At 67.3% G+C, this 25,852-nt stretch carries 22 protein-coding genes and 4 tRNA genes; 21 read left to right on the top strand and 5 right to left on the bottom strand.

The window, feature by feature from the left end:
• Positions 1–22: 22 nt before the first annotated feature.
• Positions 23–511, bottom strand: a complete 489-nt coding sequence (locus DY245_RS14240; protein ID WP_128507249.1) for a YajQ family cyclic di-GMP-binding protein — start codon at positions 509–511, stop codon at positions 23–25.
• Between the two features lie 189 nt (positions 512–700).
• On the opposite strand from DY245_RS14240, the gene DY245_RS14235 reads away from it, so the two are divergent.
• Positions 701–782 (top strand) — tRNA-Tyr (locus DY245_RS14235).
• Positions 783–848: 66 nt separating this feature from the next.
• On the opposite strand, the gene DY245_RS14230 is transcribed toward DY245_RS14235, so the two are convergent.
• Together DY245_RS14230 and DY245_RS14225 are read right to left on the bottom strand one after the other, a co-directional pair.
• Complete coding sequence (locus tag DY245_RS14230; RefSeq protein WP_128507247.1) at positions 849–1,511, bottom strand: NAD(P)H-binding protein; 663 nt, start codon at positions 1,509–1,511, stop codon at positions 849–851.
• Positions 1,512–1,615: 104 nt separating this feature from the next.
• Positions 1,616–2,884: an amidohydrolase family protein gene (locus DY245_RS14225; RefSeq protein ID WP_128507245.1), complete on the bottom strand. Its 1,269-nt coding sequence runs from the start codon at positions 2,882–2,884 to the stop codon at positions 1,616–1,618.
• 181 nt (positions 2,885–3,065) lie between these two features.
• Here DY245_RS14225 and DY245_RS14220 point away from each other — a divergent pair.
• The 6 genes from DY245_RS14220 to DY245_RS14195 all read left to right on the top strand — a co-directional run bounded on the left by DY245_RS14220 (position 3,066) and on the right by DY245_RS14195 (position 5,600).
• Positions 3,066–3,138 (top strand) — tRNA-Thr (locus DY245_RS14220).
• Between the two features lie 46 nt (positions 3,139–3,184).
• Positions 3,185–3,257: transfer RNA gene (locus DY245_RS14215), tRNA-Met, on the top strand.
• An 89-nt stretch (positions 3,258–3,346) separates the two neighbouring features.
• Positions 3,347–3,511, top strand: a complete 165-nt coding sequence (gene rpmG / locus DY245_RS14210) for a 50S ribosomal protein L33 (protein WP_006604855.1) — start codon at positions 3,347–3,349, stop codon at positions 3,509–3,511.
• An 84-nt stretch (positions 3,512–3,595) separates the two neighbouring features.
• On the top strand, positions 3,596–4,048 hold the full coding sequence (locus DY245_RS14205) for a MaoC family dehydratase N-terminal domain-containing protein (protein ID WP_128507241.1): 453 nt from the start codon (positions 3,596–3,598) through the stop codon (positions 4,046–4,048).
• A gap of 1 nt (position 4,049) precedes the next feature.
• Positions 4,050–4,484 carry a MaoC family dehydratase gene (locus tag DY245_RS14200; RefSeq protein WP_128507239.1) on the top strand — a complete coding sequence of 145 codons (435 nt, stop codon included), beginning with the start codon at positions 4,050–4,052 and terminating at the stop codon, positions 4,482–4,484.
• Between the two features lie 60 nt (positions 4,485–4,544).
• Positions 4,545–5,600 (top strand): UDP-N-acetylmuramate dehydrogenase, encoded by a 1,056-nt coding sequence (locus tag DY245_RS14195; protein WP_128507237.1) that lies wholly within the window; start codon positions 4,545–4,547, stop codon positions 5,598–5,600.
• A 30-nt stretch (positions 5,601–5,630) separates the two neighbouring features.
• Here DY245_RS14195 and DY245_RS14190 read toward each other — a convergent pair whose 3' ends face one another.
• On the bottom strand, positions 5,631–6,692 hold the full coding sequence (locus DY245_RS14190; protein WP_425329382.1) for an adenosine deaminase: 1,062 nt from the start codon (positions 6,690–6,692) through the stop codon (positions 5,631–5,633).
• A 105-nt stretch (positions 6,693–6,797) separates the two neighbouring features.
• Positions 6,798–8,033, bottom strand: a complete 1,236-nt coding sequence (locus tag DY245_RS14185; protein ID WP_128507233.1) for a pyridoxal phosphate-dependent aminotransferase — start codon at positions 8,031–8,033, stop codon at positions 6,798–6,800.
• A 183-nt stretch (positions 8,034–8,216) separates the two neighbouring features.
• Between DY245_RS14185 and DY245_RS14180 the strand changes: the two genes are divergently transcribed.
• The 14 genes from DY245_RS14180 to fusA all read left to right on the top strand — a co-directional run bounded on the left by DY245_RS14180 (position 8,217) and on the right by fusA (position 25,706).
• Positions 8,217–8,289: transfer RNA gene (locus DY245_RS14180), tRNA-Trp, on the top strand.
• A 107-nt stretch (positions 8,290–8,396) separates the two neighbouring features.
• On the top strand, positions 8,397–8,693 hold the full coding sequence (secE, locus tag DY245_RS14175; protein ID WP_128507231.1) for a preprotein translocase subunit SecE: 297 nt from the start codon (positions 8,397–8,399) through the stop codon (positions 8,691–8,693).
• A gap of 73 nt (positions 8,694–8,766) precedes the next feature.
• Entirely contained in the window at positions 8,767–9,666 is a 900-nt protein-coding gene (gene nusG, locus DY245_RS14170) for a transcription termination/antitermination protein NusG (protein ID WP_128507229.1), read from the top strand.
• 168 nt (positions 9,667–9,834) lie between these two features.
• Positions 9,835–10,269 carry a 50S ribosomal protein L11 gene (gene rplK, locus DY245_RS14165; RefSeq protein ID WP_128507227.1) on the top strand — a complete coding sequence of 145 codons (435 nt, stop codon included), beginning with the start codon at positions 9,835–9,837 and terminating at the stop codon, positions 10,267–10,269.
• Between the two features lie 80 nt (positions 10,270–10,349).
• Complete coding sequence (rplA, locus tag DY245_RS14160; RefSeq protein WP_128507225.1) at positions 10,350–11,066, top strand: 50S ribosomal protein L1; 717 nt, start codon at positions 10,350–10,352, stop codon at positions 11,064–11,066.
• 147 nt (positions 11,067–11,213) lie between these two features.
• Complete coding sequence (locus DY245_RS14155; protein WP_342354190.1) at positions 11,214–12,074, top strand: SCO4651 family lipoprotein; 861 nt, start codon at positions 11,214–11,216, stop codon at positions 12,072–12,074.
• 325 nt (positions 12,075–12,399) lie between these two features.
• Positions 12,400–12,930, top strand: a complete 531-nt coding sequence (gene rplJ, locus DY245_RS14150; protein WP_128507223.1) for a 50S ribosomal protein L10 — start codon at positions 12,400–12,402, stop codon at positions 12,928–12,930.
• 110 nt (positions 12,931–13,040) lie between these two features.
• On the top strand, positions 13,041–13,424 hold the full coding sequence (rplL, locus tag DY245_RS14145) for a 50S ribosomal protein L7/L12 (protein WP_128507221.1): 384 nt from the start codon (positions 13,041–13,043) through the stop codon (positions 13,422–13,424).
• Between the two features lie 620 nt (positions 13,425–14,044).
• Positions 14,045–17,530, top strand: coding sequence for a DNA-directed RNA polymerase subunit beta (gene rpoB, locus DY245_RS14135; RefSeq protein WP_128507219.1), 3,486 nt, complete (start codon positions 14,045–14,047; stop codon positions 17,528–17,530).
• 106 nt (positions 17,531–17,636) lie between these two features.
• Positions 17,637–21,536 carry a DNA-directed RNA polymerase subunit beta' gene (locus tag DY245_RS14130; protein ID WP_128507217.1) on the top strand — a complete coding sequence of 1,300 codons (3,900 nt, stop codon included), beginning with the start codon at positions 17,637–17,639 and terminating at the stop codon, positions 21,534–21,536.
• Between the two features lie 258 nt (positions 21,537–21,794).
• On the top strand, positions 21,795–22,280 hold the full coding sequence (locus DY245_RS14125) for a DUF1707 and DUF4190 domain-containing protein (RefSeq protein WP_128507282.1): 486 nt from the start codon (positions 21,795–21,797) through the stop codon (positions 22,278–22,280).
• Between the two features lie 421 nt (positions 22,281–22,701).
• Complete coding sequence (rpsL, locus tag DY245_RS14120; protein WP_003948652.1) at positions 22,702–23,073, top strand: 30S ribosomal protein S12; 372 nt, start codon at positions 22,702–22,704, stop codon at positions 23,071–23,073.
• 2 nt (positions 23,074–23,075) lie between these two features.
• Entirely contained in the window at positions 23,076–23,546 is a 471-nt protein-coding gene (gene rpsG, locus DY245_RS14115; RefSeq protein ID WP_030986135.1) for a 30S ribosomal protein S7, read from the top strand.
• A gap of 39 nt (positions 23,547–23,585) precedes the next feature.
• Positions 23,586–25,706, top strand: a complete 2,121-nt coding sequence (gene fusA / locus DY245_RS14110) for an elongation factor G (RefSeq protein WP_128507215.1) — start codon at positions 23,586–23,588, stop codon at positions 25,704–25,706.
• Positions 25,707–25,852: the final 146 nt, after the last annotated feature.

The raw sequence follows: 25,852 nt of genomic DNA, 5'->3' as shown, positions 1-25,852 counted from the left end.
GTGGCACCCGAAAGCCGGGCTCCTACCGGTAGTTCACGAACTGGATGGCGAAGTCCAGGTCCTTGCCCTTCAGCAGCTGCTGGACCGCCTGCAGATCGTCCCGGCTCTTCGAGCTGACCCGCAGCTCGTCACCCTGCACCTGCGCCTTGACGCCCTTCGGGCCCTCGTCGCGGATGATCTTGGCGACCTTCTTCGCGTTGTCCTGCGAGATCCCCTCCTCGATCGAGGCGATGATCTTGTAGTCCTTGCCCGACGCCTGCGGCTCGCCGGCGTCCAGCGCCTTCAGCGAGATCCCGCGCTTGACCAGCTTGGACTGGAAGATGTCGAGCACGGCCTTGGCCCGCTCTTCGGCGTTGGCCCGCATCTCGATCTTCTCGCCCGACCACTCGATCGACGCGCCCACGCCCTTGAAGTCGTAGCGCTGCGAGATCTCCTTGGCGGCCTGGTTGAGGGCGTTGTCGACCTCCTGCCGCTCTACCTTCGAGACGATGTCGAAACTGGAGTCGGCCATGTTGAGTTGGCTCCTCGTACGTAGATCCGTCAGGGGCGCGGCCCATCCCGGACCGCCAGCCAAGCCTAGCCACCCGGCCAAGATCCAGCGCTCCCGAATCGAGTGGCGAACCACCCCCAGCCATCGGGTATGGTTTACGTCGTTGCCACGGAGCACCGCCCCCAAGCGGGTCTCCCGACAACAAACCCTGGCGGTGTGCCCGAGCGGCCAAAGGGAGCAGACTGTAAATCTGCCGGCTTCGCCTTCCCAGGTTCGAATCCTGGCGCCGCCACAGGTGTGAAGAGGCCCCTGAACTGTAGAAATACGGTTCAGGGGCCTCTTTCGTGTTCCCTGCCCCTCAGTGCGCCGCCACCGCCCGCACCGCATCCCCCACCGGCACATCCCCGCTGATCAGTTCCAGCGTCCGGCCGATGGTGCCCGGTTCGTCGAGCAGCTCCAGCAGGACGGCCGCCACATCGTCGCGGGGTACCGAGCCGCGGCCGGTCGCATCGGCCAGGGTCGCCAGGCCCGTTCCGGGGTCGTCCGTCAGCCGGCCCGGGCGCAGGATCGTCCAGTCCAGGCCGGCGCGGGCCCGTACGTCGTCGTCCGCGGCGCCCTTCGCCCGCAGGTACGCCGCGAAGACCGGGTCGGTGCCCTCGGGGGGCTCGCGGTCCGCGCCCATGGAGGAGACGACGAGGAAGCGCCGTACGCCCGCAGCCTCGGCCGCGTCCGCGAAGAGCGCCGCCGCGCCGCGGTCCACCGTGTCCTTGCGTTCGATGCCGCTGCCCGGTCCCGCGCCCGCCGCGAAGACGGCTGCGTCGGCGCCCTCCATGTGCCGGGCGACGTCCTCCACCGACGCCGACTCCAGGTCGCAGACCACCGGCTCGGCGCCCGCGGCCAGCAGATCGCCGGCCTGTTCCGGCCGGCGGATGATGCCCGCGACCTCGTCCCCGCGCTTGGCGAGCAACCGCTCCAGCCGCAGCGCGATCTGACCATGTCCACCTGCGATGACAATGCGCATGATCCCGACCGTACGCCGAAGGGACCCGGCGGGTCGCGGGACCGGCCGGGCGAGGGTCGCCTTGTCGCCGCCGCGGCCCAGGACGCGCCCAGGGCGGGTCCGGCCTAGCGCTGCGACTGCCGCGGCAGTTCCAGCGCGACCTCCGCCGCCGAGTCGCAGTACTCGCGCACCGCGCTGGTGCGGGCGACCACCCGCCCCCGGTGGATCACGATCCGGCTGTAGGCGAGTGAGAGCACCCCGGCGATCCGCTCGCCGCGCACGGCCAGCAGCTCCGCGGGGAAGCCCGCCTCGACGCGTACCTCCGGCAGGCCCAGCGTCGCCCGGGCCGCCGAGCTCACCGTCTCGTACGCCGCCTCCGGTGTGGCCTCGCCCAGGGACGCCAGGAGGTACGCGGCCTCCAACGGGTCGCCGCGCCCCACCGGGTTGGCCACGTCCCGCAGCGCCCCGCTGCCGGCCGCCACCCGCACCCCGGCCGCCCGCAGCAGCCGTACGGGAGCCGGCCGCGACACCCGAGAGCCGTACCGCTCCAGGCCCGTGCAGTCGCCCTGCGGCAGACAGACGACGGCGACATCGGCGGCCGCCAGCTGCTCGGCGACCCGTGCCGCCACGCTGCGGGGCATCCGCGCCATCCCGGCGCACGGCCCGAGGGCGACGCCCGGCCGCAGTCCGCCGGACATCGCCGCGAACCGCGCCAGCCGCGCCGGATCGTCACCGTCGGTGTGCAGATCCACCGGGCAGCCGTGCTCGCCGGCCAGCTCCAGCACCGTCTCGACATACCCGGCCGGATCGGGGTCCAGGTCAGGGCAGCCGCCGATGACCGAGGCGCCCATCTTCATCGCGTCCCGCAGCATCGCCAGCCCGTCCGCACCGGCCACCCCGGTCAGCACCCGCGGCACCGCGACCGCCGCCAGGTCGGCCAGCCCGCGCAGCGACCTGCGGGCCTGCAACACCGCCTCCAGCGAGCGCAGCCCCTGTACGTCGCCGATCCTGACGTGGCTGCGGGAGGCGGTGGCGCCGTGCCCCAGTTGCAGCAGCGCGGCCTCGGTCGTCCGCCGCTGGACGTCCTCGGGGGAGCCGGAGGCGGGGCCGTCGGAGTCCGCCGTCAGGGCGGTGTCGCAGTGCGCATGCGGCTCGGCGGGGGCGGGGAGCAGGAGATAGCCGGCGAGGTCGACGCGGGCGCCCTGCGGGGCGAGGCTGCCGGCCGTCCCCACGGCCTCGATGCGTCCGCCGCCGAGCCGTACGTCCACGGTGCGGCCGTCGGCCAGCCGGGCGCCGCACAGGACCAGCGCGCCGCTGTCCGACCGGGTGTACCGGCCGGTGCCGCCGGGCTTATTCGGCTGCGGCTGCGGCTGCGGCGAACTGCTGTCGGACATCGCGCTCCTCGAAGGCACGGCGTGCAAGATCACGCAGCGGTGGTCCGAGCGTAGGGGGCTGCCGGGAGAGCTTCGCGCAGGCGCGAAATAGTCGTACCGGTGTGGTGCGCGGGGCCGTTGGGGCGCGACCCGGATACGGATTTCACGTTTGGCGGCGGGCCGTGTAATGTCTTCATCGCTCGCCCCAATAGCTCAGTCGGCAGAGCGTCTCCATGGTAAGGAGAAGGTCTACGGTTCGATTCCGTATTGGGGCTCTGATGTGTGAGGTTCCCGCCTTCGGGCGGGGTCCCCTCGCATCACAGCGGTGTAGCTCAGTCGGTAGAGCAAGCGGCTCATAATCGCTGTGTCACCGGTTCAAGTCCGGTCACCGCTACTGACAGTAGCCGATTGTGGGGTCGGTCCTTCGATCGGCTACTCTTTTATGCGTTCATCCGTCCATTAGTCCGTCCAAGGAGCACTCACGTGGCTGCCACCGACGTCCGCCCGAAGATCACGCTGGCCTGCGTGGAGTGCAAGGAGCGGAACTACATCACCAAGAAGAACCGGCGTAACGACCCGGACCGTCTTGAGATGAAGAAGCACTGCCCTCGTTGCAACTCGCACACCGCGCACCGCGAAACGCGATAACACAGGCTCGTCCGTGAGGCCGTCCCCTTTTCTGGGGGCGGCCTCGCGGCGTTATCACCATCAGTACACGGAGGTTGCGAGCCCATGGCGCTCGACCAGTCTTTTGTCGGACGCACGTACCCGCCCACCGACCCGTACGAGGTCGGCCGGGAAAAGATCCGCGAATTCGCCGAGGCCATCGGTGACACCAACCCGGCCTACACGGACGCCGAAGCGGCCAAGGCGCTCGGTCACTCCGATGTGATCGCGCCGCCGACCTTTGTGTTCGCGATCACTTTCAAGGCCGCCGGGCAGGTCATCGAGGACCCGCAACTGGGCCTGGATTACAGCCGGGTGGTGCACGGCGACCAGAAGTTCGCCTACACCCGGCCGGTGCGCGCCGGCGACCGGCTGAGCGTCACCTCCACCATCGAGGCGGTCAAGACCATGGCCGGCAACGACATCATCGATATCCGCGGCGAGGTGCACGACGAGGCGGGCGAACACGTCGTGACCGCCTTCACCAAGCTGGTGTCCCGTCGCGCCGAGGAGGCCTGAGATGACCGCGAAGATCTCTTACGACGAGGTCGAGGTCGGCACCGAACTCCCGGCGCAGACCTTCCCCGTGAGCCGCGCCACGCTCGTCCAGTACGCGGGCGCCTCCGGCGACTTCAACCCCATCCACTGGAACGAGAAGTTCGCCAAGGAGGTCGGACTGCCGGACGTCATCGCCCACGGCATGTTCACCATGGCCTCGGCGATCCGTGTGGTCACCGACTGGGCCGGCGACCCGGGCGCGGTCGCCGAGTACGGCGTGCGCTTCACCAAGCCCGTCGTCGTCCCCAATGACGAGACCGGCGCGCTGATCGAGGTCAGCGCCAAGGTCGCGGCCAAGCTGGACGACGACGACCGTACGGTCCGGGTCGACCTCGTCGCGATGAGCGCAGGCCAGAAGGTGCTGGGCATGTCCCGCGCCGTGGTCCGCCTGGCCTGAACCGGTACGGCAGGGGCGGCCGGCCGAGGGCTGTCGGACCGCCCCCGTACCCTTGGGCGCGTGCAGGAACTCCATGACGCCCCCCTCGCCCCGCTGACCACCTTCCGCCTCGGCGGCCCGGCGACCCGCCTCGTCACGGCCACCACGGACGACGAGGTGATCGCCGCCGTCCGCGCCGCCGACGAGGCCGGGACCCCGCTGCTGATCATCGGCGGCGGCAGCAATCTCGTCATCGGCGACAAGGGCTTCGAGGGCACGGCCCTGCGCCTCGCCATCCGCGGTTTCGCGCTTGAGGGCACGACCCTCACGCTCGCCGCGGGCGAGAACTGGTCCGACGCGGTCGCCCGCACGGTCGAGGCGGGACTGGCCGGCATCGAGTGCCTGGCCGGTATCCCCGGCTCGGCGGGCGCCACCCCGATCCAGAACGTGGGCGCGTACGGCCAGGAGGTCTCCACCACGATCACCGAGGTCGTCGCCTACGACCGCCGGGCCGGCGAGACCGTCACGATCCCGGGCGAGGAGTGCGGCTTCTCCTACCGCCACAGCCGTTTCAAGCAGCACCCCGACCGGTTCGTGGTGCTGCGGGTGCGCTTCGCCCTGGAGGACGCCGGTGGCCTCTCCGCGCCCCTGAAGTACCCCGAGACGGCCCGCGCCCTCGGCGTCGAGGCCGGTGACCGGGTCCCGGCCGCCATCGCCAGGGAGACCGTCCTGGCCCTGCGCGCCGGCAAGGGCATGGTGCTGGACGACGCGGACCACGACACCTGGTCGGCCGGCTCCTTCTTCACCAACCCGATCCTCACCGAGGCCGAGCACGCCGCGTTCCTGAGCCGCGTCCAGGACCGCCTCGGCCCCGACGTCGCACCACCCGCCTTCCCGGCCGGCGACGGCCTGGTGAAGACCTCCGCGGCCTGGCTCATCGACCGGGCCGGCTTCACGAAGGGCTACGGCGCGGGCCCGGCCCGTATCTCCACCAAGCACACGCTCGCCCTCACCAACCGCGGCGCGGCCACCACCGAGGACCTGCTCGCACTCGCCCGCGAGGTCCGCGACGGCGTACGGGAAGCCTTCGGCGTCACGCTCGTCAACGAACCCGTGACGGTCGGCGTCAGCCTCTAGGGACACGCCCTGGAGGGCTCCTGGCAGGCGCTACGTCGCCAGCCAGGCGTCGATCTCCGTCAGCAGCCGCTGCTGCTCGTCCTGCGGGGCGCGGGAGCCGCGGACCGACTGCCGGGCCAGTTCGGCCAGTTCGGTGTCGGTGAAGCCGTGCGCGGTGCGGGCGATCTCGTACTGCGCGGCCAGCCGCGCACCGAACAGCAGCGGGTCGTCCGCGCCCAGCGCCATCGGCACGCCCGCCTCGAAGAGCGTCCGCAGCGGCACATCCTCCGGCTTCTCGTAGACGCCCAGCGCCACGTTCGACGTCGGGCACACCTCGCAGGTCACCCCGCGCGAGGCCAGCCGGCGCAGCAGCGCGGGATCCTCCGCCGCCCGTACGCCGTGCCCCACGCGGCCGGCATGCAGATCGTCCAGGCAGTCCCGCACGCTGGCCGGCCCCGACAGCTCACCGCCGTGCGGCGCCGCCAGCAGACCGCCCTCCCGTGCGATGGCGAAGGCACGGTCGAAGTCCCGGGCGAAACCCCGGCGTTCGTCGTTGGACAGCCCGAAGCCGACCACGCCCCGGTCGGCGTAGCGCACCGCCAGCCGTGCCAGCGTCCGGGCGTCCAGCGGGTGCTTCATGCGGTTCGCGGCGACCAGGACGCGGATACCCAGGCCGGTGTCGCGGGAGGCGCGGTCGACCGCGTCCAGAATGATCTCCAGAGCCGGGATCAGACCGCCCAGCCGCGGTGCGTACGAGGTCGGGTCGACCTGGATCTCCAGCCAGCGCGACCCGTCGCGGACGTCCTCCTCGGCGGCCTCGCGCACCAGCCGCTGGATGTCCTCGGGACTGCGCAGACACGACCGTGCGATGTCGTACAGCCGCTGGAAGCGGAACCAGCCGCGCTCGTCGGTGGCTCTCAGCTGGGGCGGCTCACCGCTCCGGAGCACCTCCGGCAGATGGACGCCGTGCTTGTCGGCAAGATCCAGCAGCGTCGTGGCCCGCATCGAACCGGTGAAATGCAGGTGAAGGTGGGCCTTCGGCAATCGGCGCAGGTCTCGGATGGCGGCTCCGCCGCGGGCACGAGTGCTCTCCATCCCAAGATCTTGCCGCATCCACCGGCGCGCCGGTAGGGCCTTTCCCGAAGGGGTGTCCGGGAGAACGTGCGAACGGGCCCCGGAACATCAGGGCCCGTTCGCAATCGGTCCGTGGCTGGAGTCCTACTTGGCCTCGGCCAGCAGCTTCTGGAGCCGGGACACGCCCTCGACCAGGTCCTCGTCGCCCAGCGCGTACGAAAGCCGCAGGTAGCCGGGGGTGCCGAAGGCCTCGCCCGGGACGACGGCGACCTCCGCCTCCTCCAGGATCAGCTCGGCCAGCTCGACGCTGGTCTGCGGGCGCTTGCCGCGGATCTCCTTGCCCAGGAGCTCCTTCACCGACGGGTACGCGTAGAACGCGCCCTCCGGCTCCGGGCACAGCACACCGTCGATCTCGTTGAGCATCCGCACGATGGTCTTACGGCGCCGGTCGAAGGAGACCTTCATCTCCTCGACGGCCGTGAGGTCGCCGGAGACCGCCGCGATGGCCGCGGCCTGCGCGACGTTGGAGACGTTGGACGTGGCGTGCGACTGGAGGTTCGCGGCCGCCTTGATGACGTCCTTGGGGCCGATCGCCCAGCCCACCCGCCAGCCGGTCATCGCGTACGTCTTCGCCACGCCGTTGACGACGATGCACTTGTCACGCAGCTCGGGCACGACCACCGGCAGTGACGAGAACTCGGCGTCGCCGTAGACCAGATGCTCGTAGATCTCGTCGGTCAGCACCCACAGACCGTGCTCGGCGGCCCAGCGGCCGACCGCCTCGACCTGCTCGCGGGTGTAGACCGCGCCGGTCGGGTTCGACGGCGAGACGAACAGCAGCACCTTGGTGCGGTCCGTACGGGCCGCCTCCAGCTGCTCGACGCTCACGCGGTAGCCGGTGGTCTCGTCCGCGATCACATCGACCGGCACGCCGCCCGCGAGCCGGATCGACTCGGGGTAGGTGGTCCAGTACGGCGCCGGGACGATGACCTCGTCACCCGGGTCGAGGATGGCTGCGAACGCCTCGTAAATGGCCTGCTTGCCGCCGTTCGTCACCAGCACGTTCGCGGCCTCGATCTCGTAGCCGGAGTCGCGCAGCGTCTTCGCGACGATCGCGGTCTTCAGCTCGGGGAGGCCGCCGGCAGGGGTGTAGCGGTGGTACTTCGGGTTGCGGCAGGCCTCGATCGCCGCCTCGACGATGTAGTCGGGCGTGGGGAAGTCGGGCTCACCGGCGCCGAAGCCGATCACCGGGCGTCCGGCGGCCTTGAGGGCCTTCGCCTTGGCGTCGACGGCGAGGGTCGCGGACTCGGAGATCGAACCGACGCGGGCCGAGACCCGGCGGTCGGTGGGGGACGTTGCGGAAGGGGTAGCAGCGCTCATACATGCATCGTTGCAGACCCCTCACGAGCCCGGCACAGGGGTTTGCGGGCACCACTCGGAAGGATCCTGTTCGACGCCCGGCTCTGAACCACGTACACTCGCTGACCGTTGGCTCCTAACAGGTCGCCGCGCCGCACGCACTTAGTGCAGTCGGCCGCATGCGGTAGGTTGGGGGAACCACAAAGGGTCGTAGCTCAATTGGTAGAGCACTGGTCTCCAAAACCAGCGGTTGGGGGTTCAAGTCCCTCCGGCCCTGCTACACGCACTCTCCACCACAGTGCGTGCACGCGTACGTATGAAATGCACCGCCGTGCGGCTCAACCGGGCGCGGCACGGCCACGACCCGGATTCAGGTGAGGACGAGTGACGGACGCCCTGGGCTCCATCGACATGCCTGAGCGCGGTCGTTCCGAGGACGAAACCGCGGAGTCCCAGAAGAAGCCCCGTCGCGGCGGCAAGCGCGGCAAGAAGGGCCCCTTCGCGCGTCTCGCGCTTTTCTACCGCCAGGTCGTGGCGGAGCTCCGCAAGGTCGTCTGGCCATCGCGTAGCCAGCTGTCGACGTACACCAGTGTGGTGATCGTCTTCGTTGTCATCATCATCGGTCTCGTAACCGTGATTGACTTGGGAATCAACCGAGTCGTCGGGTACGTCTTCGGCTGATCCCGCGGAGGGCGCCTCAGCGGGCGCCCATTTCGCATGTTCAACCCCTTGAAGCCAGGAAGAAGCAGCCACCGTGTCTGACCCGAACCTGAACGACGCCGCCGACTCCGCCGAGACGGCAGCGGCCGACGTTGACGCGGCTGCCTCGGCCGAGGTCGAGGGCGACGCTGCATCCATTGACGAAGAGGGCGTGCGCGACGTCGTCGAGGACGCCGACGATGTCGATGAGCTCGACGCCGACGAGCTCGACGCCGAGGACGCCGCCGCCGGTGAACCCGCCGAAGAGGCCGAGGAGCACGCCGAAGAGGAGGCCGAGGCCACTGCCGAGGCCGACGAGGACGAGGAGCAGGAGCCGGTCGACCCGGTGACCGCCCTCCGCGACGAGCTGCGTGGTCTCCCCGGCGAGTGGTACGTCATCCACACCTACGCGGGTTACGAGAACCGCGTGAAGACCAACCTTGAGCAGCGCGCCGTTTCGCTGAACGTCGAGGACTTCATCTTCCAGGCCGAGGTGCCGCAGGAAGAGGTCGCCCAGATCAAGAACGGCGAGCGCAAGACCATCCGCCAGAACAAGCTCCCGGGCTATGTGCTGGTGCGTATGGACCTGACGAACGAGTCCTGGGGTGTCGTCCGTAACACTCCGGGTGTCACCGGCTTCGTCGGCAACGCCTACGACCCCTACCCGCTGACGCTGGACGAGATCGTCAAGATGCTCGCCCCGGAGGCCGAGGAGAAGGCCGCCAAGGAGGCCGCCGCGGCCGAGGGCAGGCCGGCGCCGTCCCGCAAGGTCGAGGTCCAGGTGCTGGACTTCGAGGTGGGCGACTCCGTCACCGTCACCGACGGTCCGTTCGCGACGCTGCAGGCCACGATCAACGAGATCAACGCCGACTCGAAGAAGGTCAAGGGCCTCGTCGAGATCTTCGGCCGCGAGACCCCGGTCGAGCTCAGCTTCGACCAGATCCAGAAGAACTAGGTTCTTCCGGACCACCAGCCACCGACCAGGTCAGACGGGCTCCCAGAGCCAGTCTGACCTGCTCGGTTTTTGGCCGCGCGACTATACCCGTTATCGTTGTGCGGTATGCCTCCATCCGGATGACCGGATTGCGGGGCGAAACACCTCTCACTAGGACCCGGAGAGAGCATGCCTCCCAAGAAGAAGAAGGTCACGGGGCTTATCAAGCTCCAGATCAGCGCCGGCGCCGCAAACCCGGCTCCGCCGGTCGGCCCCGCGCTGGGCCAGCACGGCGTCAACATCATGGAGTTCTGCAAGGCCTACAACGCCGCGACCGAGTCGCAGCGTGGCATGGTCGTGCCGGTGGAGATCACGGTCTACGAAGACCGTTCCTTCACCTTCGTCACCAAGACTCCGCCGGCCGCGAAGCTCATCCTGAAGGCCGCGGGCGTGGAGAAGGGCTCCGGCGAGCCGCACAAGACCAAGGTCGCCAAGATCACCGAGGCGCAGGTCCGCGAGATCGCCACCACCAAGATGCCCGACCTGAACGCCAACGACCTGGACGCCGCGTCGAAGATCATCGCCGGCACCGCCCGTTCCATGGGCATCACGGTCGAGGGCTGATCTCAGCCCCTCAGGCACCACGTGGCAGGACCAGGCGCTGGTCCGCACCACGACTCCATCCCACTGCATCAGGAGCAGAAGTGAAGCGCAGCAAGACTCTTCGCAACGCGGACGCGAAGATCGACCGGGAGCGTCAGTACGCCCCGCTCGAGGCCGTCCGTCTCGCCAAGGACACCTCCCCGACCAAGTTCGACGCGACCGTCGAGGTTGCCATGCGTCTGGGTGTCGACCCGCGCAAGGCCGACCAGATGGTCCGTGGCACCGTGAACCTCCCGCACGGCACCGGTAAGACCGCCCGGGTCCTGGTCTTCGCGACCGGTGACCGTGCTGCGGCCGCGGAAGCCGCCGGCGCCGACATCGTCGGCTCGGACGAACTGATCGACGAGGTCTCCAAGGGCCGTCTGGACTTCGACGCCGTCGTCGCCACCCCGGACCTCATGGGCAAGGTCGGCCGCCTCGGCCGCGTGCTCGGTCCCCGTGGTCTGATGCCGAACCCGAAGACCGGCACCGTCACCCCCGATGTCGCCAAGGCTGTCACCGAGATCAAGGGTGGCAAGATCGAGTTCCGCGTGGACAAGCACGCGAACCTCCACTTCATCATCGGCAAGGTCTCCTTCGACGAGACCAAGCTGGTGGAGAACTACGCCGCGGCGCTCGAGGAGATCAACCGCCTCAAGCCGTCCGCCGCCAAGGGCCGCTACATCAAGAAGGCCACCATCAGCACCACGATGGGCCCTGGCATCCCGCTGGACGCCAACCGCACCCGCAACCTCCTCGTCGAGGACGAGGCCGTCTGATCTCCCTGATCGACGCCTCGTAGCGCGTAGCTGCCGTCAGGCCCCGTTCTCCCGCGAGGAGAACGGGGCCTGACGCGTTCCGTGTCGGCGTCCTGCACTACAGTCACCCCCGAGGTCCATAAGGGAGAACTAAAGGGGGAGCCTCAAGTGCGTAGCACGCGTATAGCCGCCGTCGTGGCGGGAGTTGTCATGATGGCCGGTCTCACCGCCTGTAACGGCGCCAAGAGCGACAACGGTGCCGGCAGCAGCGGCGGCGGCTCGGGGGAGAAGCAGTCTCCTCTGCAGGCGGCGCTGGCCTCGCTGAAGACCGCCGCGGAGCAGACGGACGGCAAGAAGTCCGCGAAGGTCGACGGCACGGTCAAGAACGGCCCCGCCACCCAGACGCTCAAGGGCGCGATGGACTGGTCGCAGGGCATGCAGATGAACGTCGACATCACCCAGTCCGGCGGGCAGTCCCCGGTGGCCGGCAAGCCCATGAAGGCGCTGTACACGCCCACCGCGATGTTCTTGAACATGGGCGCGGCCGGTCTGCCCATGGGCGGCAAGAACTGGGTGAAGTACGACTACGACGCCCTGGCGAAGAAGATGGGTCCGGCGGGCGCGCTGCTCAAGGACCAGATGCAGAACAACAACCCGAACCGCGCGATGCAGCTGCTGATCGCCTCGGGCAAGGTCAAGGAAGCCGGCAAGGAGGACGTCCGCGGCGTCCAGGCGACCCACTACACCGGCACCCTCTCGGTGTCCGAGCTGACCCGTATGCAGTCCAAGAGCCTCAGCGAGGCGGACCTGAACGCCCTCCAGAAGCAGATGGAGGTGGCCGGCACGAAGACCGAGACCATCGATCTGTGGATCGGCTCGGACAACCTGCTGGTCAAGAAGCGCGAGCGGACCGACAGCGCGAGCGCCCCGTACGACTCCACGGTGTACTACTCGGACTACGGCACCAAGGTCTCGGTCGAGGTGCCGCCGGCCGGCGAGACCGTGGACTTCGACAAGATCGGCCAGTAGCGACACGCTCCGGCAGCAGCAGACTCTTGCAGTGAACGGCGGGCAGGGGGCGCAACCGGCGCCCTCTGTCGGCCGATTTGCCTGACGCAGGCCTCTCCCGTACCTTATCCGAGAAGCCAAAGACCGCTGGTTGTCTCTGCGCGTCCGTCTCTCGGGCGTGTGGTGGCCGAAGGATCCGCTAGCTGCGGACGGCCTGCGCAGGTGAATGAGGTTGAGCTCCCGGATTCCATCCGGTTGAGTCACGCCCCGTGCGCCTGCGCCGGGGCGTTTGTTTTGCCCAGCCCCTTCTGCGCGGTCCTCATCACCCGGAAGGAGGCCGAGGCTCATGGCGACGTCTGAAAAGAACGCAGCAGTTGCTGAGATCGCGGGGAAGCTCCGCGACTCCAACGCAGCTGTTGTGACGTCTTACACCGGACTGACTGTGGCGCAGCTCAAGGAGCTGCGTCGTTCTCTCGGCGAGAACGCTCAGTACCGTGTGGTGAAGAACACGCTGACCAAGATCGCGGCCCAGGAGGCCGGGATCTCCGTGCTGGACGAGCACCTCAGTGGCTCGACGGCCGTCGCCTTCGTTACCGGTGACCCGGTCGAGGCGGCGAAGGGTCTTCGTGACTTCGCCAAGGAGAACCCCGCTCTCGTCATCAAGGGCGGTGTCCTTGACGGTAAGGGCCTGTCCGCCGACGAGATCAAGAAGCTTGCGGACCTCGAGTCCCGCGAGGTTCTGCTCGCCAAGCTGGCGGGCGCCATGAAGGGCAAGCAGTCCCAGGCTGCCGCGCTCTTCCAGGCGCTTCCCTCGAAGTTCGTCCGCACCGCGGAGGCGCTTCGTGCCAAGCAGGCCGAGCAGGGCGGTGCCGAGTAATTCGGCTCGCACATTGACCTCCGCCTGAGGCGACGGTCACGCGGGCCAAACGTACGCCCGCCGACATGTACATCCCGGCACCAGCCGATTTAGTGGAAGGATCGCCCATCATGGCGAAGCTCAGCCAGGAAGACCTGCTCGCGCAGTTCGAGGAGATGACCCTCATCGAGCTCTCCGAGTTCGTGAAGGCGTTCGAGGACAAGTTCGACGTCACCGCCGCCGCCCCGGCCGCCGTTGCCGTTGCCGGTGCCCCGGGTGCCCCGGCCGCCGAGGTTGAGGAGCAGGACGAGTTCGACGTCATCCTCACCGGTGCCGGCGACAAGAAGATCCAGGTCATCAAGGTCGTGCGTGAGCTGACCTCCCTGGGCCTGAAGGAGGCCAAGGACCTCGTCGACGGCACCCCGAAGGCTGTCGTCGAGAAGGTCGACAAGGCCGCCGCGGAGAAGGCTGCCGAGGCCCTCAAGGGCGCCGGCGCCTCCGTCGAGGTCAAGTGACCCCACTGAGTCTCTGACTCACGTCCTGAGCGCCTGAGGCGTAACGGACGACAGCCAAGGGCGATCACCCATGCGGGTGGTCGCCCTTCGGCGTGCTCGCCACGGCTGCATTGCCTCGGGCCGGAGTGCGAGTATGGTGATCTTCGTTGCCCGGACCTGCCCCCATGTGACGATCTCCCTGAGGTGGGGGGCCTTGACGAACCGGACGCGGCGCGCAATTCTCGGGACGCGACGCAGAAGCGATCCAGGGTTCGAGGCATGGATCGCCGACGAAGAGGGAAGCATCGGTGTGCGCCACTGGCGCAGGGCTTTCGGCAGGCGCAGGGCATTGAGAAGAACAACGAGGGCTTCCTCCGGCACGGGGGGCGCGACCTCCCGGAGGGAGAAGATCGGTATCACGGTGCTGAACCGGTCTCCGGAAACTCGCTCTGGACATCAGTGTGCCAAGTGGCTACACTGACCCTTTGCGCTGCCTGTTAGCTGCTCCCTGCCCGTCACCAGGGGCATATCCGAGCCCGAGCATAGCTGGATGATCCGCCCTGACCTGGGCTTTTCCTCAGTCTGCTCGATTCGGGACCGGTACGCGCGTAGTGAGTCCGAGCCCTCGGAAGGACCCCCTCTTGGCCGCCTCGCGCAACGCCTCGACTGCCAATACGAACAACGGCGACAGCACCGCCCCGCTGCGCATCTCTTTTGCGAAGATCAAGGAGCCCCTCGGGGTTCCGAACCTCCTTGCGCTGCAGACCGAAAGCTTCGACTGGCTGCTCGGCAATGCCGCATGGAAGGGTCGCGTCGAGGCTGCGCTGGAGAGTGGGCAGGAAGTCCCCACCAAGTCCGGTCTCGAAGAGATCTTCGAAGAGATCTCCCCGATCGAAGACTTCTCCGGGTCGATGTCGCTGACGTTCCGCGACCACCGCTTCGAGCCCCCGAAGAACTCCATCGACGAGTGCAAGGAGCGCGACTTCACGTACGCGGCTCCGCTCTTCGTCACCGCCGAGTTCACCAACAACGAGACCGGCGAGATCAAGTCCCAGACGGTCTTCATGGGCGACTTCCCGCTCATGACCAACAAGGGCACCTTCTGCATCAACGGCACCGAGCGTGTCGTCGTCTCGCAGCTGGTCCGCTCGCCGGGCGTCTACTTCGACAGCTCCATCGACAAGACGTCCGACAAGGACATCTTCTCCGCCAAGATCATCCCCTCCCGGGGTGCCTGGCTGGAGATGGAGATCGACAAGCGCGACATGGTCGGTGTGCGCATCGACCGCAAGCGCAAGCAGTCCGTGACCGTCCTGCTCAAGGCTCTCGGTTGGACCACCGAGCAGATCCTCGAGGAGTTCGGCGAGTACGAGTCGATGCGCGCCACCCTGGAGAAGGACCACACCCAGGGCCAGGACGACGCACTGCTCGACATCTACCGCAAGCTGCGTCCGGGCGAGCCGCCGACCCGTGAGGCCGCGCAGACGCTGCTGGAGAACCTCTACTTCAACCCCAAGCGCTACGACCTCGCGAAGGTCGGCCGCTACAAGGTCAACAAGAAGCTCGGTGGCGACGAGCCGCTCGACGCCGGTGTGCTGACCACCGACGACGTCATCGCGACGATCAAGTACCTGGTCAAGCTGCACGCGGGCGAGACCGAGACGATCGGCGAGTCCGGCCGGTCGATCGTCGTCGAGACCGACGACATCGACCACTTCGGCAACCGTCGTCTGCGCAACGTCGGCGAGCTCATCCAGAACCAGGTCCGTACGGGTCTGGCTCGTATGGAGCGCGTCGTGCGTGAGCGCATGACCACCCAGGACGTCGAGGCGATCACGCCGCAGACCCTGATCAACATCCGGCCGGTCGTCGCCTCCATCAAGGAGTTCTTCGGCACCAGCCAGCTGTCCCAGTTCATGGACCAGACCAACCCGCTGTCGGGTCTGACCCACAAGCGTCGTCTGTCGGCGCTTGGCCCGGGTGGTCTCTCCCGTGAGCGGGCCGGCCTGGACGTCCGTGACGTGCACCCCTCGCACTACGGCCGTATGTGCCCGATTGAGACCCCTGAAGGTCCCAACATCGGTCTGATCGGTTCGCTGGCCTCCTACGGTCGCGTCAACGTCTTCGGCTTCATCGAGACGCCGTACCGCAAGGTCGTCGACGGCCAGGTCACCGAGGAGGTGGACTACCTCACCGCTGATGAGGAGGACCGCTTCCTGATCGCCCAGGCCAACGCGAAGCTCTCCGACGACATGCGGTTCTCCGAGCAGCGTGTGCTGGTCCGCCGCCGTGGCGGCGAGGTCGACCTGGTCCCCGCCGACGAGGTCGACTTCATGGACGTCTCGCCGCGCCAGATGGTGTCGGCCGCGACCGCCATGATCCCGTTCCTCGAGCACGACGACGCCAACCGCGCGCTCATGGGATCGAACATGATGCGCCAGGCCGTTCCGCTGATCAAGGCGGAGTCCCCGCTGGTCGGCACCGGCATGGAGTACCGCTGTGCGGTCGACGCCGGTGACGTCATCAAGGCGGAGAAGGACGGTGTGGTCCAGGAGGTCTCCGCGGACTACATCACCGTCGCCAACGACGACGGCACGTACACCACGTACCGCGTCGCCAAGTTCACCCGCTCCAACCAGGGCACCTCCTTCAACCAGAAGGTCGTCGTGGACGAGGGCGCGCGCGTCATCGAGGGCCAGGTCCTCGCCGACGGTCCGTCCACCGAAGAGGGCGAGATGGCCCTCGGCAAGAACCTGCTCGTGGCGTTCATGCCGTGGGAGGGTCACAACTACGAGGACGCGATCATCCTGTCGCAGCGCCTCGTGCAGGACGACGTCCTCTCCTCGATCCACATCGAGGAGCACGAGGTCGACGCCCGTGACACCAAGCTCGGCCCCGAGGAGATCACCCGGGACATCCCGAACGTCTCCGAGGAGGTCCTGTCCGACCTCGACGAGCGCGGCATCATCCGTATCGGTGCCGAGGTCGTCGCCGGCGACATCCTCGTCGGCAAGGTCACGCCCAAGGGTGAGACCGAGCTGACCCCCGAGGAGCGCCTGCTCCGCGCGATCTTCGGTGAGAAGGCGCGCGAGGTGCGCGACACCTCGCTGAAGGTGCCGCACGGTGAGATCGGCAAGGTCATCGGCGTCCGCGTCTTCGACCGTGAAGAGGGCGACGAGCTGCCCCCGGGCGTGAACCAGCTGGTCCGCGTCTACGTCGCCCAGAAGCGCAAGATCACCGACGGTGACAAGCTCGCCGGCCGTCACGGCAACAAGGGCGTCATCTCGAAGATCCTGCCGGTCGAGGACATGCCGTTCCTTGAGGACGGCACCCCGGTCGACATCATCCTCAACCCGCTGGGTGTCCCGTCCCGAATGAACCCGGGACAGGTCCTGGAGATCCACCTCGGCTGGCTCGCCAGCCAGGGCTGGAAGGTCGAGGGTGTCGAGGAGGAGTGGAAGAAGCGTCTCCACGCCATCGGCGCCGACGAGGTCGCCGCCGGTTCCAACGTCGCCACCCCGGTGTTCGACGGTGCGCGCGAGGACGAGATCTCCGGTCTCTTCGAGTCGACGATCCCGAACCGCGACGGCGAGCGCATGGTCAAGGGCTCCGGCAAGGCGCGGCTGTTCGACGGCCGCTCCGGTGAGCCGTTCCCGGACCCGATCTCGATCGGGTACATGTACATCCTCAAGCTGCACCACCTGGTCGACGACAAGCTGCACGCGCGTTCGACCGGTCCGTACTCGATGATCACCCAGCAGCCGCTGGGTGGTAAGGCTCAGTTCGGTGGCCAGCGATTCGGCGAGATGGAGGTGTGGGCGCTGGAGGCTTACGGCGCCGCATACGCCCTCCAGGAGCTGCTGACCATCAAGTCCGACGACGTGACCGGCCGCGTGAAGGTCTACGAGGCCATCGTCAAGGGCGAGAACATCCCCGAGCCCGGCATTCCCGAGTCCTTCAAGGTGCTCATCAAGGAAATGCAGTCCCTGTGCCTCAACGTGGAGGTGCTGTCCTCGGACGGCATGTCCATCGAGATGCGCGACACCGACGAGGACGTCTTCCGCGCTGCGGAGGAGCTCGGCATCGACCTGTCCCGGCGCGAGCCGAGCAGCGTCGAAGAGGTCTGACGGGAGTCCGGTCCGGGGACTCAGCGATGAGTTGAGTCCCCCGGCCGGCCCCAGGACCCCCGTTTCAGACCCCAAGACTTACAACCCTGAGAGGGATTGACGCATAGTGCTCGACGTCAACTTCTTCGATGAGCTCCGGATCGGTCTGGCTACCGCTGACGACATCCGTCAGTGGAGCCACGGCGAGGTCAAGAAGCCTGAGACCATCAACTACCGCACCCTCAAGCCTGAAAAGGACGGACTCTTCTGCGAGAAGATCTTCGGTCCGACCCGGGACTGGGAGTGCTACTGCGGTAAGTACAAGCGCGTCCGCTTCAAGGGCATCATCTGCGAGCGCTGCGGCGTCGAGGTCACTCGCGCCAAGGTGCGACGTGAGCGGATGGGCCACATCGAGCTGGCCGCTCCCGTTACCCACATCTGGTACTTCAAGGGTGTGCCGAGCCGGCTGGGCTACCTGCTGGACCTCGCGCCCAAGGACCTCGAGAAGGTCATCTACTTCGCCGCCTACATGATCACGTGGGTGGACGAGGAGCGCCGTACGCGCGACCTGCCCTCGCTGGAGGCCCATGTCTCCGTCGAGCGTCAGCAGATCGAGCAGCGCCGCGACTCCGACCTGGAGGCCCGTGCCAAGAAGCTCGAGACCGACCTGGCCGAGCTGGAGGCCGAGGGCGCCAAGGCCGATGTGCGCCGCAAGGTGCGCGAGGGTGCCGAGCGTGAGATGAAGCAGCTGCGCGACCGTGCGCAGCGCGAGATCGACCGTCTCGACGAGGTCTGGAACCGCTTCAAGAACCTCAAGGTCCAGGACCTGGAGGGCGACGAGCTGCTCTACCGCGAGCTGCGTGACCGCTTCGGCACGTACTTCGACGGCTCCATGGGTGCCGCTGCCCTGCAGAAGCGCCTGGAGACCTTCGACCTCGAGGAGGAGGCCGAGCGCCTCCGCGAGATCATCCGTACCGGCAAGGGCCAGAAGAAGACCCGTGCGCTCAAGCGCCTCAAGGTCGTCTCCGCCTTCCTGCAGACCCGCAACAGCCCCAAGGGCATGGTGCTGGACTGCATCCCGGTGATCCCGCCGGACCTGCGTCCGATGGTGCAGCTGGACGGTGGCCGCTTCGCGACCTCCGACCTGAACGACCTGTACCGCCGTGTGATCAACCGCAACAACCGCCTCAAGCGTCTCCTTGACCTCGGTGCCCCCGAGATCATCGTGAACAACGAGAAGCGGATGCTGCAGGAGGCCGTCGACGCGCTGTTCGACAACGGCCGCCGCGGTCGCCCGGTCACCGGTCCCGGTAACCGCCCGCTGAAGTCCCTGAGCGACATGCTCAAGGGCAAGCAGGGTCGTTTCCGTCAGAACCTGCTCGGTAAGCGAGTCGACTACTCGGCGCGTTCCGTCATCGTCGTCGGCCCGCAGCTCAAGCTGCACCAGTGCGGTCTGCCCAAGGCCATGGCGCTGGAGCTCTTCAAGCCGTTCGTGATGAAGCGCCTGGTGGACCTGAACCACGCGCAGAACATCAAGTCGGCCAAGCGCATGGTCGAGCGCGGCCGCACGGTCGTCTACGACGTGCTCGAAGAGGTCATCGCCGAGCACCCGGTGCTGCTGAACCGTGCGCCCACGCTGCACCGTCTGGGCATCCAGGCCTTCGAGCCGCAGCTGGTCGAGGGCAAGGCCATTCAGATTCACCCGCTCGTCTGCACCGCGTTCAACGCGGACTTCGACGGTGACCAGATGGCCGTCCACCTCCCGCTGTCCGCGGAGGCCCAGGCCGAGGCCCGCATCCTGATGCTGTCCTCGAACAACATCCTCAAGCCGGCCGACGGCCGTCCGGTCACCATGCCGACCCAGGACATGGTGCTCGGCCTCTTCTTCCTCACCACGGATGAAGAGGAGCGCAAGGTCATCGGCGAGGGCCGGGCGTTCGGCTCGACCGCCGAGGCGATCATGGCGTTCGACGCCAAGGAGCTCTCGCTCCAGGCGAAGGTCGACATCCGCTTCCCGATCGGCACCGTCCCGCCGCGTGGCTGGACCCCGCCGGTTCCGGAGGAGGGCGAGCCCGAGTGGCAGCAGGGTGACAGCTTCCGGCTGCGTACGACCCTGGGCCGCGCGCTCTTCAACGAGCTGCTGCCCGAGGACTACCCGTTCGTCGACTACTCGGTGGGCAAGAAGCAGCTCTCCGCGATCGTCAACGACCTGGCCGAGCGCTACCCGAAGGTCATCGTGGCGGCGACGCTCGACAACCTGAAGGCGGCCGGCTTCCACTGGGCGACCCGTTCCGGCGTCACCGTCGCCGTCTCGGACATCGTCGTGCCGGAGGCCAAGAAGGCCATCGTCGCGGGCTACGAGGCCCAGGACGAGAAGGTCCAGAAGCAGTACGAGCGCGGTCTGATCACCAAGGACGAGCGCACTCAGGAACTGATCAACATCTGGACCAAGGCGACCAACGAGGTTGCCGAGGCGATGAACGCGAACTTCCCCAAGACGAACCCCATCTTCATGATGGTTGACTCGGGTGCCCGAGGAAACATGATGCAGATGCGGCAGATCGCCGGTATGCGTGGTCTGGTGTCGAACGCGAAGAACGAGACCATCCCGCGTCCGATTAAGGCGTCGTTCCGCGAGGGTCTGTCCGTGCTGGAGTACTTCATCTCCACGCACGGTGCCCGTAAGGGTCTGGCGGACACCGCCCTTCGTACCGCCGACTCCGGTTACCTCACCCGTCGTCTGGTCGACGTCTCCCAGGACGTCATCATTCGCGAGGAGGACTGCGGCACGGAGCGTGGCCTCAAGCTGCGGATCGCCTCGAAGGGTGCGGACGGCGTCCTGCGCAAGGCGGACGACGTCGAGTCCAGCGTCTACGCACGCATGCTGGCCGAGGACGTCGTCGTGGACGGCAAGGTTGTCGCGCCGGCCAACGTCGACCTCGGTGACGTGCTCATCGATGCGCTGGTCAACGCGGGCGTCGAGGAGGTCAAGACCCGCTCGGTCCTGACCTGTGAGTCCGCGGTCGGCACCTGTGCCTTCTGCTACGGCCGTTCGCTGGCCACCGGCAAGCTGGTCGACATCGGTGAGGCGGTCGGCATCATCGCCGCCCAGTCCATCGGTGAGCCCGGCACCCAGCTGACGATGCGTACCTTCCACACCGGTGGTGTGGCCGGTGACGACATCACCCTGGGTCTGCCGCGTGTCGTCGAGCTCTTCGAGGCCCGTACGCCCAAGGGTGTCGCCCCGATCTCGGAGGCGGCCGGCCGCGTCCGGATCGAGGAGACCGAGAAGACCAAGAAGCTCGTCGTCACCCCGGACGACGGCAGCGACGAGACCGCTTACGGCGTCTCCAAGCGTGCCCGTCTCCTGGTGGGCGAGGGCGACCACGTCACGGTCGGCCAGCCGCTGACCGTGGGTGCCGTCAACCCGCACGACGTGCTGCGGATCCTCGGCCAGCGTGCCGTCCAGGTCCACCTGGTCGGCGAGGTCCAGAAGGTCTACAACAGCCAGGGCGTGGCGATCCACGACAAGCACATCGAGATCATCATCCGGCAGATGCTGCGCCGTGTGACGATCATCGAGTCCGGCGACGCGGAGCTGCTGCCGGGCGAGCTGGTGGAGCGCACGAAGTTCGAGGGTGAGAACCGTCGGGTCGTGGCGGAGGGTGGCCACCCGGCCTCCGGCCGTCCGCAGCTGATGGGTATCACCAAGGCTTCGCTGGCCACCGAGTCCTGGCTGTCGGCGGCGTCCTTCCAGGAGACGACCCGGGTTCTGACCGACGCGGCGATCAACGCCAAGTCGGACTCCCTGATCGGCCTCAAGGAGAACGTCATCATCGGTAAGCTCATCCCGGCCGGTACGGGCCTGTCCCGCTACCGCAACATCCGGGTCGAGCCCACCGAGGAAGCCAAGGCCGCGATGTACTCGGCCGTCGGTTACGACGACATCGACTACTCGCCCTTCGGCACCGGCTCCGGCCAGGCGGTCCCGCTGGAGGACTACGACTACGGTCCGTACAACCAGTAATCCTGGACGTACGACAGCGAGACGTACGACAGCAACAGGGCGGTCATCCCCCACGGGATGGCCGCCCTGCGGCGTTGTGGCACACACTGCGGCCCCGTTCAGCTGTGTTGGGGGGCCGTGCGGGGGAACTTGTCTCCCCATTGCTGCGTCTGTGATGAGAAGATGGGGAGAACTGTCGAGCGGGGGGAGGTTCGCGAAGTGGCATTCCAGCCGTGGCAGGGTGGGCAGCCTGCTCAGCCGCAGAATCAGGTGCCTGCCATGCGTGCCTCGCACGCCGATCGTGAGCGGGCGGTCGATGTGCTCAAGGCGGGTTTCGCCGAGGGACGGCTGCAGCAGCCGGAGTACGAGCAGCGGATCGGGCGTGCCTACAAGGCGCAGACCCATGCCGAGCTGCAGATGCTGGTCGCGGATCTTCCGCAGGGGCCGGTGCCGCAGGCGCAGTTCATTCCGCAGCGGCCGATGCCGGCGACGTTCATGCCGATGCCCATGCAGATGCCGATGCCGGTGCATACGAACAGCTCGGCGACGGGTTCGCTGGTCTGCGGGATCATGACCCCGGTGACCTGGGGGCTGACGGCGATTCCGGCCGTGATTCTCGGCCACAAGGCGCGCGCCGAGATCCGCAGGACCGGGGAGCGTGGGGACGGCCAGGCGATCACGGGGCTGGTGCTGGGCTGGCTGGCGATCGGCGGCTGGGCGCTGTTCCTCCTGGTGTTCATCCTCTCGGCCGCGGTCAATCTCTGAGCGCGGCTCCGGCCGGCCCAGGGGATTGCGCGCCGCGCCGGCGGTTGCCGTGCCGGTGGCCGAGGTGTGTTGCACGGGCGTTGCGCCTTCTTCCGTACGGCCGTAGATCGCACTACGGTGGCCGCAACGCCGTGAGGAGTCCGGCGTGTCCTTCGCGTGTGCATTTGTTTTGACCGCAGCCAATGCGGTAGGTACGCTCTGACCTTGTGCCTGGGGTGTCCCTGGGCTGCCGTGCGCGCAATCCGCCCCAGCTACGGCCGGGGAGGCCATCAGCACGGAAGCCAGGTTTTGACACCGCAATCTGCCGCCTCACTCGTTCCAGCGAGGGATCGGACTGCAGTATTCGACACACCCGACCGCGTGGGTCGGGGATGTTCCAGGTTAGCTTTACCGAGACTGGCACACAGAAACCGGAGAAACGGTGCCTACGATCCAGCAGCTGGTCCGCAAGGGCCGGCAGGACAAGGTCGAGAAGAACAAGACGCCCGCGCTTGAGGGTTCCCCCCAGCGCCGTGGCGTCTGCACGCGTGTTTTCACGACCACCCCGAAGAAGCCGAACTCGGCCCTGCGTAAGGTCGCGCGTGTGCGTCTGACCAGCGGGATCGAGGTCACCGCTTACATTCCGGGTGAGGGCCACAACCTGCAGGAGCACTCGATCGTGCTCGTGCGTGGCGGCCGTGTGAAGGACCTGCCGGGTGTTCGGTACAAGATCATCCGCGGCTCCCTCGACACGCAGGGCGTCAAGAACCGCAAGCAGGCTCGCAGCCGCTACGGCGCCAAGAAGGAGAAGTAAGAATGCCTCGTAAGGGCCCCGCCCCGAAGCGCCCGGTCATCATCGACCCGGTCTACGGTTCTCCTCTGGTGACCTCCCTCATCAACAAGGTTCTGCTGAACGGCAAGCGCTCCACCGCCGAGCGCATCGTTTACGGCGCCATGGAGGGTCTGCGCGAGAAGACCGGTAACGACCCGGTCATCACGCTCAAGCGCGCGCTCGAGAACATCAAGCCGACCCTTGAGGTCAAGTCCCGCCGTGTCGGTGGCGCGACCTACCAGGTCCCGATCGAGGTCAAGCCCGGCCGCGCCGCGACCCTCTCGCTCCGCTGGCTCGTGGGCTACTCCCGCGCCCGCCGCGAGAAGACCATGACCGAGCGCCTCATGAACGAACTGCTCGACGCCTCCAACGGCCTCGGCGCTTCGGTCAAGAAGCGTGAGGACACGCACAAGATGGCCGAGTCCAACAAGGCCTTCGCGCACTACCGCTGGTAGTCGCAACCCACATCGAGACCGAGAGAAGATTGAGCCACTATGGCCACCACTTCGCTTGACCTGGCCAAGGTCCGCAACATCGGGATCATGGCCCACATCGACGCGGGCAAGACGACCACCACCGAGCGGATCCTGTTCTACACCGGTGTTTCGTACAAGATCGGTGAAGTCCACGACGGCGCTGCCACGATGGACTGGATGGAGCAGGAGCAGGAGCGCGGCATCACGATCACGTCTGCCGCGACGACCTGCCACTGGCCGCTGGAAGACGTCGACCACACCATCAACATCATCGACACCCCGGGCCACGTCGACTTCACGGTCGAGGTGGAGCGCTCGCTGCGCGTCCTGGACGGTGCGGTGACGGTGTTCGACGGCGTTGCCGGTGTCGAGCCCCAGTCCGAGACCGTTTGGCGTCAGGCGGACCGCTACGGCGTGCCGCGTATCTGCTTCGTCAACAAGCTCGACCGTACGGGTGCCGAGTTCCACCGCTGTGTCGACATGATCTCGGATCGCCTGGGCGCGACCCCGATCGTCATGCAGCTGCCGATCGGTACCGAGATGGACTTCAAGGGCGTCGTCGACCTCGTGAAGATGAAGGCCCTGGTCTGGTCGGCCGAGGCCGCCAAGGGCGAGATGTACGACGTCGTCGACATCCCCGACACGCACATCGAGGCCGCCGACGAATGGCGCGGCAAGCTCCTCGAGGTCGTTGCCGAGAACGACGAAGAGATCATGGAGCTGTACCTGGAGGGCCAGGAGCCCACCGAGGAGCAGCTCTACGCGGCGATCCGCCGGATCACCATTGCCTCCGGCAAGGCTGACACCACCACTGTCACGCCGGTGTTCTGCGGTACCGCGTTCAAGAACAAGGGTGTCCAGCCGCTGCTCGACGCGGTCGTGCGCTACCTCCCCTCCCCGTTGGACGTCGAGGCCATTGAGGGCCACGCGGTCAACGACCCGGAGCAGGTCGTCAAGCGCAAGCCGTCCGTGGACGAGCCGCTGTCCGCCCTGGCGTTCAAGATTGCGAGCGACCCCCACCTGGGCAAGCTCACCTTCATCCGGGTGTACTCGGGTCGCCTTGAGGCCGGCTCGCAGGTGCAGAACTCGGTGAAGGGCAAGAAGGAGCGCATCGGCAAGATCTACCGGATGCACGCGAACAAGCGTGAGGAGATCGAGTCGGTGGGTGCCGGTGACATCGTCGCCGTCATGGGTCTGAAGCAGACCACCACCGGTGAGACCCTCTGTGACTCCGCCAACCAGGTCATCCTGGAGTCGATGGAGTTCCCGGCCCCGGTCATCCAGGTCGCCATTGAGCCCAAGTCCAAGGGCGACCAGGAGAAGCTGGGTGTCGCCATCCAGCGTCTCGCCGAAGAGGACCCCTCGTTCCAGGTTCACACCGACGAGGAGACCGGCCAGACCATCATCGCGGGTATGGGCGAGCTGCACCTCGACGTGCTGGTCGACCGTATGAAGCGTGAGTTCCGGGTCGAGGCCAACGTCGGCAAGCCGCAGGTCGCGTACCGCGAGACCCTGCGCAAGGCTGTCGACCGTCTCGACTACACGCACAAGAAGCAGACTGGTGGTTCCGGCCAGTTCGCGAAGGTGCAGATCGCGATCGCGCCTCTCGAGGGCGACGGGTACGAGTTCGAGAACAAGGTCACCGGTGGCCGTATCCCGCGGGAGTACATCCCGTCCGTGGACGCGGGCTGCCAGGAGGCCATGGAGTTCGGTGTTCTCGCCGGCTACCCGCTGACCGGTGTCAAGGTCACGCTTCTCGACGGTGCGTTCCACGAGGTCGACTCGTCGGAAATGGCCTTCAAGATCGCCGGTTCGATGGCCTTCAAGGAGGCCGCCCGCAAGGCCTCCCCGGCCCTGCTCGAGCCGATGATGAAGGTCGAGGTCACCACGCCCGAGGACTACATGGGCGATGTGATCGGCGACATCAACTCCCGCCGTGGTCAGATTCAGTCCATGGAGGAACGCAGCGGCGCCAAGCTCGTCACGGGCCTGGTTCCGCTCTCGGAGATGTTCGGCTACGTCGGAGACCTCCGCAGCAAGACGTCGGGTCGCGCAAGCTACTCGATGCAGTTCGACTCCTACGCCGAGGTTCCGCGGAACGTCGCCGAGGAGATCATCGCGAAGGCCAAGGGCGAGTAGCTCCGTCTCCCGAGAGTCGGAACACGCTTTAGGCTTGACACCGTCTGATGGGGTAATCCCCGCAAACCGTGAGGATTGCCCCGTCAGCCGGCACCCCAGCAAAGATCACCTGGCGCCGATGAGTAAGGCGTACAGAACCACTCCAC

The organism is Streptomyces inhibens, assembly GCF_003389455.1.
GTDB classification, from domain to species: domain Bacteria; phylum Actinomycetota; class Actinomycetes; order Streptomycetales; family Streptomycetaceae; genus Streptomyces; species Streptomyces inhibens.
Note: the sequence above shows the minus strand (reverse complement) of the source record. Positions and strands in the feature narration are given on the sequence as shown.